Below are 10,960 nucleotides of genomic sequence, written 5' to 3' on the forward strand. Positions count from 1 at the left end.
CTGTCTTTGCCGTGGCAGGAGGTTCCTCACCGGTACCGATATCCCGCATGGCACCTCCCATGTGTTTCCGCGCTCCATCCCATCACGTTGACAGAACGGCTCCGGCTGCCGGCCTTCCAGCCGGCAGCTCCTGCCCACTCCGTTCCACATGCTCACAACCGGATCCCCGGCTAGCGCGTCGGCAGCGACTGCCCGAGAAGACGGATGTAGAACGGAGTCTCATATATCGTGGTGTACGTCTTCCCCTTCACGGTCTGGATGAAGGCGTTGTGCGAGATCACCACCCAGCGCCCGGGGTTCGCCTTCACGAACTTACTCAGCTGGTCGTTGAAGTTGCTCGCCTTCATTTCGTTCGCCCAGTTCTCAACGCTGGCCAGCATGTCACACACCTCACCGGCCGTATCTGCGTAAGTCGACATGAACTCGATCTTCCCGGTGAACTTAATCGGCCCGCACAGCCCCCCGATAATACCCTTCTGGGTGTTCACCCGTGCGATTCCCATCCATGCCTGGAACGGCGTGTACGTCTTGTCGCACACTCCGGCGTTCTTTTCTCCCTTACGCTTCTGGCATTCGACGGTGACCGGTTTGTCGTCGCATCCGGTCTGCTTCGGGTCGTCCGCGCCAAGGATGCAGCGGATCACGTCGTTCGCGAGGGTCATGCACCCGCTCTTGTTGCTCGTCTGCTTGAGGCAGTCCATCTGGATGACACCGGCGCTCAGACAGTCACCCGGGGAGCCTCCGCTCACATGGCACGAGGACACCCTCTGGGCCACCCCCTTGCAGGCGTCCTTGTCCTCTATGCCGTAGCCGTCGATCCCGGTTGCGAGATTACCCTTGTAGTTACAGAGGGCATACGCGTCGATCGACGCCTGGCATCCGAGTGCGCTGCCCGAACTGCCCTTCCCCCGGCATTGCACATAGACACCCACTCCTTCGTTGCACATGTCCACGACCGGCGACGTGGGCGAAGCCTGCGTGCCACTGTAGTGGTTTCGGCATTCCGCGTTCTTCTGATAGCCCTCCATGCAGACGGACCGGCTCGTGTTCTTGTCCTTCAGACAGCCCTCAAACCCGGAGTCCCATCCACAGCGATTGCCGTACTTCATCCCCTCACACGCGGCGTGAGCGCCCTGGGACTGACATGTGCGGTCCTTACCACCGTGGATCCGGCACGTCTCGTACGCCGTCGCGCCGTTCTTACACGCGGCGCTGTCGTCTCCGTCGAAGCCAAGCCGGCAGTCGTGCTGGAACGACTTGCTCTGGTCATGCAGCTTCTTCTCCTCGTAGCACTTGTTGCCCGAGAATTTGTGGTCCGCGCAGGCCGCATAGCTCTTCGTGGTCAGCTTGCCGTCGCCCTTCTTCTTGACGGGCTTTTTCTGCGTCTTCGCCTTCGTCTTGGACGTGGACTTGTGACCGTCGGGGTCGGTGTTGGTGAGAGGGTTGTCATTGGCGTAGGTGTAGCGATTGAGCTGGACCGACGGGTCGGGGCTCTGCGTGAGCGTGTCGCGGCTGACGAAACTGCCCGTGGTCGGCTGGTACCAGCGGGAGGCCATGTTGATCTTCCCGGTGCTCGGGTCGGTGTAGCCGCCCTGGTACCCGAGGGTGTGAGCTGATCCGGTGCGAGTGACGACCTCACCGAAGGGGTTGTAGGCGACCGAGTCGATCAGCGAGGTGCCGGCGGCGGTGAAGGCCCCGATGAGGTCGCCGCGCAGGTCGCAGAACGCCAGCTGGGCACCGCCGCCGTCCGACAGGCCGAGGGTGCGGCCAAGGGCGTCCCGGCCGAACATCGCGGTCTTGGTACCGCTGTCGACGTCGGTGACGGTGACCAGGTTGTTGCTCGTGCCGTCGTAGGTCATGCGCTGGGTCTTACCGCTCTGCGTGCGGGTTTCGACCCGGTCCAGGGCGTCGTAGTCGTACTGCACGCCATCATCGCTGACCATCCGGTCAAAAGCATCCGACGTGGAGACACGGACCACGCCGCCGCCCTCTTCCGCGAGGGTCCCGCGAGCGGTGTAGGCGTACGTCCGGCCGTCGCCCGTGGTCAGTCGGTCGCGTTCGTCGTAGGTGTAGGTCTTGTCACCGGCCTTGACTCGGTTACCCGCGGCGTCCCAGCCGTAGTCGGTCTTGGCCCCGTCGGGAGCCGTCCAGGAGGTGATCCGGTTCGCCCAGTCGTAGGTGTAGGCGTTCCTTCCCGCCCCGGCGGTCCCCGCGGTGGTCTTGGACGTCATGTTGTCGTCCAGGTCGTAGCCGTACTCGATGGATGAGATCGGTGCCGCGGCCGAGGTGGTCAGCCTGTCCTTGGTGAGTCTGCTCAGGCCGTCGTAGCTGTACGCGCGGCGGGCACCGCCCGTGCCGTACGTCATGCCGGTCAGGCGGTTGGCGTTGTCGTAGCCGTAACCGATGGTGACGCCGGAGACCGGGTCCACCGACTGCGTGAGACGGTCGGCGTTGTCCCACGCGAAGGTGGAGGTACCGGTGCCGTCGACACGCTGCACGAGCCGTTCGTCGGCGTCGTAGGCGTAGACGTTGAGATCGCCGGCCGTGGCGCTGTTGGACTTGAGCAGCTGGCCGCGGTCGTTGAGCGTGAAGGTCAGGTCGTTGGCGGTGATCAGCTGTCCGGCCCGGTCGTAGCCGAACGTCTTGTCCTCGGTCGTGGCCTCGGCGCCCGTCCCGGTCTCCTTGACGAGCCGGTTGAGCTCGTCGAAGGTGCGCTCCACCCGCACGCCGCCGGGAGCCAGGCTGACGACCGGGTTGCCGCCCGCGTCGTAGGCGACGGTCCAGGTGCGGTCCGCAAGGCCGGGGTGCTGCGCGGTCGCCGGTTCGATCACCGTCTCCGCCAGGCCCAGGCCGTTGTAGGTGGTGTAGGTGGAGTTTCCGCGACCGTTGGTGGAACGGGTCTGCTCACCTGCGGCGTCGTAACCGAAGGTGCTGGTGATCTGCTCGGTCGCCGAGACCGGCTCGACCACCGAGGTCATCCGGTTGGCGGCGTCGAAGGTTCGGGTGACCGTGTGCCCCTCGCCCGACGTGCTGCTGGTCGGGTTGCCGGCCAGGTCGTAGCCGGTCTTCTGCGTGCGCAGCGTCTCCCCGTTCGCGTCCAGCTCCCGGGTCTCGATCTTGCGGCCGACCGAATCGTAGACGGCCGCCGAGGTGAGCCCGAGCGCGTTGGTGGTCGTGGTGGGCCGTCCGGCCAGGTCGTAGCCGAAGGTGGTGGCGTTGCCCAGCGCGTCGGTGTGTTTGATCAGCTCGTCGGCCGCGTCGTAGACGCGGGTCGAGGAGTCGCCGGTGGGACGGGTGGTCTTGGTCAGCCGGCCCGCGTCGTCGTATTCCAGCTTGGTGACGTAGATGCCGGGGGTGGGCCTGCGCTCGATGGTGGAGAGCGTGATCTGCCGTCCGAGATCGTCGTAGGTGGCCTCGGACCTTGCTCCGTTCGGGTCCACCGTCCACAACGCCTCATCGAGCATGTCGTAGCCGAACGTCCACGTCCCGGCCGCCGCCCCACCGGAGGGCGGTTCGGTGATGCTCACCTTGCGGCCCAACAGGTCGTAGAGGGCGGTGGTGACCTGTCCGCGCGCGCTGACCGCCTTGATCACCTGACCGGCCGCGTCGTATTCCGCGGTCACGGTCGGGGTGATCGGCTGTCCGCCGGGCGGAGTGTAGGTCGGAAGGGTCTGCGTGGTGACATGCCCGGCCCGGTCATAGACCTGGGTGACGGTACGGCCTTCGGGGTCGACCTGGTCGGTGCTCTCACCGAAGGTGTTGTAGCCCAGTTTGGAAGAGGGTCTCTGGCTGACGGCGACGGCGCCGTCGCGCTCGATCTGGACGGAGGGCAGTTGCAGCAGCACCGGCTGCTTGGCCTCGTTGTAGGCCATGTTGGTGGTGAAGTCGGCCGCGTTGGCACCCGCGGCATTGCCCCGCGGGTCGGTCATCGCGGTCACCAGTCCCCGATCATCCACGGTCAACGTGGTGGTCAGGTCGGCGCCGTCGTTGTGAACGGTCTGCCGGGTCGGCTGGTTGAGGGCGTTGTATTCGTACTCCGTGACCTCACTCCTGCCGGTGCCCGCGCCGGTCAGCGTCGCCCTGGTCACGTTGTTGTTCGCGTCGTAGACGAAGCTGGTCCTGCGCGCCAGCGTCTCCGGGGCCACCACCTGCGAGCTGAGGCGTCCGGCCGCGTCATAGACGGAGTCGATGCGCAGTGTGCCGCCGCCGGTGGTCTGCCGGGTCAACTGCCCGGCCGCGTCGTACACCTTCGTGTCCAGCACGACGTCCCTGCCGGTGGCGGAGCCGTTCAGCTTGGCACCCTTGGCGATCTGTTCGAACGCCAGGTCGTCGGCGTAGTAGCTGTAGCCGGTGGTGCGGCCCATCACGTCGGTCTTGGACGCGATCCGTCCCGCCGGGTCGTAGGCGACGGACTCCAGCACCACATCGGTGGCCGGCTGTGGGGAGAGCGGACTGCCGGTCCATCCCTTCAGCACCGTGGTGGCCAGCTCTCCACGCGGCGTGTAGGTGTAGGCCAGCGTGGCACCGCGCGCGTCGGTGGAACTGATCTTCTGACCCTTGGGGTCGTAGCCCGAGCGGGTGACCGCGCCCTCGGGCCCGGTGATCGTCTCCTGCCGTCCGTGGGCGTCGTAGGTGTAGGTCGCGGTCCGCGCCGCGTCCATGCCCGTCAGGTCCGCACTGGTCTCGGTCAGCAGGAGTCCGTCGGCGTCGTAGGTGGCCGACCACTTCAACGTGTGGGTCTTGCCGGTGACGTCGTTCTTGATCCCGGGTCCGACCTTGGACAGCACGTTGCCCTTGCCGTCGTAGCCGATCGTGGTGGTCACGCCCTCGGGGTACGCCTCGGAGATCTCGGTGGTCGAGATCAACCGGCCGAGCCCGTCATAGGTGTGCTTCTTCACCAGGCCGGACGGCAGCGTCTCTGTGACCAGGTCTCCGGTGGCGCTGTAGGCGTAGGTGGTCTCGTTGCCCTTGAAGTCCTTGGCCGACTTCACCAGGCCCGCAGGCGTGGTGCCGCCGCCGACCGCGGGCTCGGTACCGTCGGTGAAGGTCTTCCTCGTGCTGCGCCCGGTCGGGAAGTCTTCCGTGGCCGGAGTGGTGACCTTGGTCTCTTCGCCGAACTCGTTGTGCGACCACGAGGTCATGTAGCTCTCGTCGGAGGCCGAGGCCGACCGGCCGTCTCGCTGGGCGGTCTTCACGTCGTTGCGCGGGTCGAACGGCTTTTCCGTGTCGATGAAGTAGTCGTAGTACTCCGTCGAACAGTTCGCCCCCGTCGTCCGGCAGGTCTTCTTCGACAGCAGGTTCCCACGCGCGTTGAACGCCAACTCGACCACGTTGCCGTTCTGGTCGACCACCTTCGCCGGATTACCGCCCACGTCGTAGGCCCACTTCGTGGTCGCGCCGACCTGGTCGGTCATCGACACCTCGCGGTAGCCACGCTGCGCGTCCGAGACGTAGGTGACCACTCCGTTCTGCGGGTCGGTCACCGTCACGGTGGCGAAGGTCGAGATGGTCGTCTGCTTGGCGTACACCGGATCCGACAGCTTCCACGTACCGCCGTTGGAGTCGGTGTGCGACGCCAACCGGCCGCCGTCCGGGTTGTAGACGTTGACCGTCCACACCCGGCCCGACGGCTGGGTCACCTTGGTCAGCTGCGGCTGCGGCTTCCCTGCCGCGAAGTGCCGCTGCACGGCCGCCGCGCCCAGCGGTTTGCCGTAGATCGCGACCTCGTCGATGTCGCCGTTGAACGGGAACGGCGCGGTGCTGGTCGTGCTGAACGGCCATGCCGTGGAGCCGTACCCGGAGCCGATCCTGGTCTCCACCATGTCACCGTGCTGGATCTCACCGGTCAGCGTGCCCACCGCGGCACCGTCCAGGTACAGCGTCTGGGTGTGTTCGGCGGGCGTCGAGCTTGAGGCGGGCCTGGTCTCCACCGACGACAGCACCACATGGTGCCACCCACCGTCGTTCACCGCTCCGGCGGAGGTGATCGGAGCGTGCGCGACAGTGGACAGACCGGTGAAGAACTGGCCGCGCAGCTTTCCGTCGGTGCCGACATACACCACCGGCGCGGATGCCGACGGCGCGCTGCCGCCGGCGCTCTGCATCCCGATGACCGTGCCGGACGTGGTGGTCTTGAACCACGCCTCTACCGCCAGTTCCCCGCCCTGGCCGCTGATCGCGTTGCGCGGCAGCTGCACGAAGGTCGAGGTCTCCGCTCCCTTGAAACGCATCGCGGTGTCCGGTGACCCGGCCAGCGCGCCCGCCGCCTGGACACCGAGGTCCGCCGGGGTGGTCCCGTTCAGCTTGGCCTGCTCATCGGTGATGTTCCAGCCCGCTGTACTCGCGACGACGGTGCCGGTACGGGTCTCGGTCTCGTTCAGCCGGTAGTAGTACTCCGGCCGGGAATCGATGATCACGCTCTTGTACCGCGAGGCCGTGCCGTACTCGTAAGTCGTGCAGGCCGTCGCCGAGATCGGCGAGCACACCTTGACCAGTTGGTCACCTTCGTAGGTGTAGGTCCAGATCAGCGGGGTGCCGTCGACCGGGTCGGTGGACACGCTGGCCACGTGGTTCCCCGACCATGTGAACGTCAGTGACCTGCCGGCCGTCGCGGTCACCTTGAGCAGCTTGCCGTCGGTGCCACGGGTCAGTTCCTGCGCCCGGCCCCGGTGATCGGTGATCTTCGTGAGGCGGCCGGACGCGTCGAACCAGTAGGAGGTGGCCGCCTTGTCCATCAACCGCCAGCCGCCTCCCTGCTCAGCGGCCATTGTCGCGAACGTCCCCGACGGAGGCGCGTACGTGCCGTTGCCCATCGGAGCGAACCGCAGCTGTTCCCCGCCCGGGTAGCTCACCAGCAGGTTCCCCGTCGGCTCCACCTCGATCCGCATGTCCCAGCGAGTCGTCCACCCGGCACCGAAGATTCCGTCAGTGCGCGGGTCCAAGCTGTTGTAGGTACGGCTCACCGACAGCGGCGGCCCGGCCACCGCCACCGAGGCATCCGTTGTGGTGGGCGCATAGTTGCCCGAAATGTGGTTGAACTCCCGGTCCTGCGTGCCGCTCGACAGCAGGCCGTTGATGTTCCCCTGCTCCGGCACCAGGGTGAAGGTCCGCCACGAGGAGCTCACCGTGGTGTAGGTGGTGGCGGCCTTGGCCATCCACGAGTACGTCTCGCCCCACTTCAACCGCTCGTCGACGACCTGCCAGGCACCCGCCGTGGTCCAGTCCTTGGTCTCCGCCGCGGAGTCCTTGCACCAGCGCCAGTTCGGTGCGCTGCCCGCGCAGATCTGGAACCAGTACTTGACCTCGCCCTTGTTGAAGGGCCGTGCGTTCGCCGACAGCACCGGCGTCAGCGTGCCCACCTGGCTGTTGTTCTCCGGGGAGAACGACTCGAACGGCAGTGCCGCCACGGTCGCGGACACCCACTCCGACCACGGCCCGGACACTCCGGAGACGGTGGTGGCCCGTGCCCGCCAGCGGATGTGCCAGCCATCGGTCAGCTTGTCGGCCGGTACGACCGCCCAGGCGTTGGTCCCGGACGCGTATTCCTTGTCCGAGGAACCCGACCAGATCAGGCCCGTGCCCTCGTCACTCTTCTCCGGGTCGTGTTCCACCACGACGTCGAGCTTGCTGGACCGGTTCTGCGGGTCGGTCACCTTGGCGTACATCCACGGTGTCAACGACTCGACGGTCCATGACGTCGTGCCCCGGATGGCAGGGTTCATCCCCAGGCCGTCAACGATTGGCTTGCCGAGGTCCACGATGGCGTTCTGCCAGGCCGACCATTCACCTTCCACCCCCGCGACCGTGACACCACGCACCCGCCAGCGAAGCTTCATACCGTCGGTCAGCTTCGCGGCCGGAACCTGCACCCAGGCATTCGCACCAGAGTTGTAGGAAGTAGTGCCCTTGCCGGCCCAGATCTGCCCGGTCCCCTGCTCAGGAGCGGCCGGGTCATACTCAACCTCCGCACCCAACGTCAGCTTGCCACCACCGGCATCGGACACCTTCGCGTACAACCACGGAGTGGTCGAGGCAATGGTCCAGGAGTCGGTACCGCGAGTGGCCGGGACCGCACCCAGACCGTTACCCGCCGTCCCACTCACCGCGACCGTCGCCGACTGCCACTCCGACCACGGGCCTGTCGCTCCAGAAGATGTCGATGCCCGAACCCGCCAACGAACCAGCCAACCGTCCTTCAACTTGCCCGACGTGACCGTAGGCGTCTGAATCCAACACTTGCTGGTGGTGTAACAGGTGCTGGTCGACAGATCGCCCGCACCCGACCAGATCAGCCCCGTACCCTGATCGGCCTTGCCCGGGTCATGTTCGACCTGCGCCTCAAGCCGCAACTGCCGCGAATCCGCATCCCCGCCATAAGCCGAGAACGACGGCTGCGTAGAGGTCAAGGTCCACAACCCCGCCACCGACTGCCCCGGAGAGGCCGACAGATCCGACACCACCGGCTTGGAGGTGTCCACCTTCGCGGCCTGCCACTCCGACCACGGGCCCGCCACCCCAGAAGACGTCGATGCCCGAACCCGCCAGCGAACCAGCCAACCGTCCTTCAACTTGCCCGACGTGACCGTAGGCGTCTGAATCCAACACTTGCTGGTGGTGTAACAGGTGCTGGTCGACAGATCACCCGCACCCGACCAGATCAACCCCGCACCCTGACCAGCGGCCGAAGGATCGTGCTCCACCTGCGCCTCAAGCCGCAACTGCCGCGAATCCGCATCCCCGCCATAAGCGGAGAACGACGGCTGGGCCGACGCCAGCGTCCAGAGCCCGGACACCGACTGCCCCGGAGAGGCCGACAGATCCGACACCACCGGCTTGGAGATGTCCACCTTCGCGGCCTGCCACTCCGACCACGGCCCCGCCACAGACGAGGAAGTAGTAGCCCGAACCCGCCAACGAACCAGCCAACCGTCCTTCAACTTGCCCGACGTGACCGTAGGCGTCTGAATCCAACACTTACTCGTCGTGTAACAGGTGCTGGTGGACTGGTCTCCGGCGCCGGACCAGATCAACCCCGCACCCTGACCAGCGGCCGAAGGATCGTGCTCCACCTGCGCCTCAAGCCGCAACTGCCGCGAATCCGCATCCCCACCGTAAGCGGAGAACGACGGCTGGGTCGAAGGTAGCGCCCACATCCCGGACACCGGCTGCCCCGGGGAAACCGACAGATCCGACACCACCGGCTTGGAGGTGTCCACCCGCCCGGCCTGCCACTCCGACCACGGCCCCACCACTCCGGAGGAGGCAGTAGCGCGGACACGCCAACGGATCAGCCAGCCGTCCTTCAACTTGCCCGACGTGACCGTAGGCGTCTGAATCCAGCACTTACTCGTCGTGTAACAGGTGCTGGTGGACTGGTCTCCGGTGCCGGACCAGATCAGCCCGGAACCTTGGTCGGTCTTGGTCGGATCATGTTCGATCTGTGCTTCCAGGCGTAGCTGCCGGGAGTCAGGGTCACCGCCATAGGCGGAGAAGGACGGCTGAGTCGAAGGCAGCGTCCACAACCCCGCCACCGACTGCCCCGGAGAAGCCGACAGATCCGACACCACCGGCTTGGAGGTGTCGACGCGTCCGAACTGCCACTCCGACCAGGGGCCGGACACCAGCGCGCCAGGGGAATCGGTGGACTGGACCACGGCGCGGACACGCCAGCGGATCAGCCAGCCGTTCTGCAACCCCGTGGCCGCGGGAGACGTGTGCGAAGCGGAACAGGACTGTCCCGTGAAGCAGGTTTCCGCGAAGGTTCCGCCCTGTCTCGACCAGATCAGCCCCGAACCCTGGCCGGTGGCCGCCGGGTCGTGCTCGACCTCGGCCTCCAGCACACCGGGCCGCCGATCGACATCGGAGATCGCCGCGGTGAAGGCCGGGTTGAGACTCGGCAGAATCCATGATCCGGACACGAGTTGGCCAATGGGGGTGGATACCTTGCTCACCACAGGTGCGGGCGGGATCGCCTTGAGAATCGTGGTGTCCACGCGGGCGGACACCCATTCCGACCACGGCCCGGACGCCCCGGAGACGGTGGTGGCCCGCGCCCGCCAGCGGATCTGCCAGCCGTTGGTCAGCTTGCCCGCCGGTACGGCCACCCAGGCGTTGGTTTCTGAGGTGTATGACTTGTCCGAAGAACCCGACCAGATCAGGCCCGTACCCTGAGACGTGGCAGCCGGGTCATGCTCCACCTCGACATTCAACTTGCTCAACCGATTGTCCGGATCGGTCACCTTCGCATACAGCCACGGCGTCACCGTCCCTGCCGTCCAAGAAGCCGAAGCAGGCAGAGCAGGATCCATACCCAACGCCTCAACCGACGGTTTACTGAGGTCGATGGTGGTCGCGACCCAGTCGGACCACGGGCCTACGACGCCGGTGGTGGTCTCACCGTGGACGCGCCAGCGGAGCTTCATGCCGTCGGTCAGTTTCCCGGCGGGAACCTGAACCAACGCGTTGTCGCCAGAGCGGGATGGCCGAGCGCTTTTCCCTGTCCAGATCACGCCGGTGCCCTGGCCGGTCGCGGTCGGGTCGTGTTCGACCTCCACCGCGAGTAGAGAGTCCCTGTTCTCGGGGTCGGTCACCTTGGCATACACCCATGGCGACGCCGTCGCTGCTGTCCATGTCCCCGCATCCCATGTCGCCGGCGACATCGACAGTCCTGCCACTGACGGCTTACGGAGGTCAACGGTGGTCGCGATCCAGTCGGACCAGGGACCGGTCACGCCGGTGGTGGTCTCACCGCGTACTCGCCAGCGGAGCTTCATGCCGTCGGACAGCTTCGCGGCCGGAACCTGCACCCAGGCGTTGGCCCCGGAGGGGGCGGCGGCGGTGCCCTTACCCTCCCAGATAACGCCGGCGCCCTGTTCGGGGGTGGCTGGGTCGTGCTCGATCTGTACCCACAGTCGTGAAGCGCGTGAGCCGGGGTCGGTGAGTTTGGCGTACACCCACGGCG

General features: G+C 66.4%; 1 protein-coding gene. It reads right to left on the minus strand.

Annotation, left to right across the window (positions count from 1 at the left end):
* Positions 1-170: 170 nt before the first annotated feature.
* The gene (locus tag ACFYY8_RS20565; protein WP_390043083.1) at positions 171-10,952 is read right to left on the minus strand and encodes an RHS repeat-associated core domain-containing protein; all 10,782 of its coding nucleotides are present in this window, start codon (positions 10,950-10,952) and stop codon (positions 171-173) included.
* Positions 10,953-10,960: the final 8 nt, after the last annotated feature.

It is taken from the genome of Streptosporangium sp. NPDC001559 (assembly GCF_042893955.1).
Taxonomy (GTDB): Bacteria; Actinomycetota; Actinomycetes; order Streptosporangiales; family Streptosporangiaceae; genus Streptosporangium.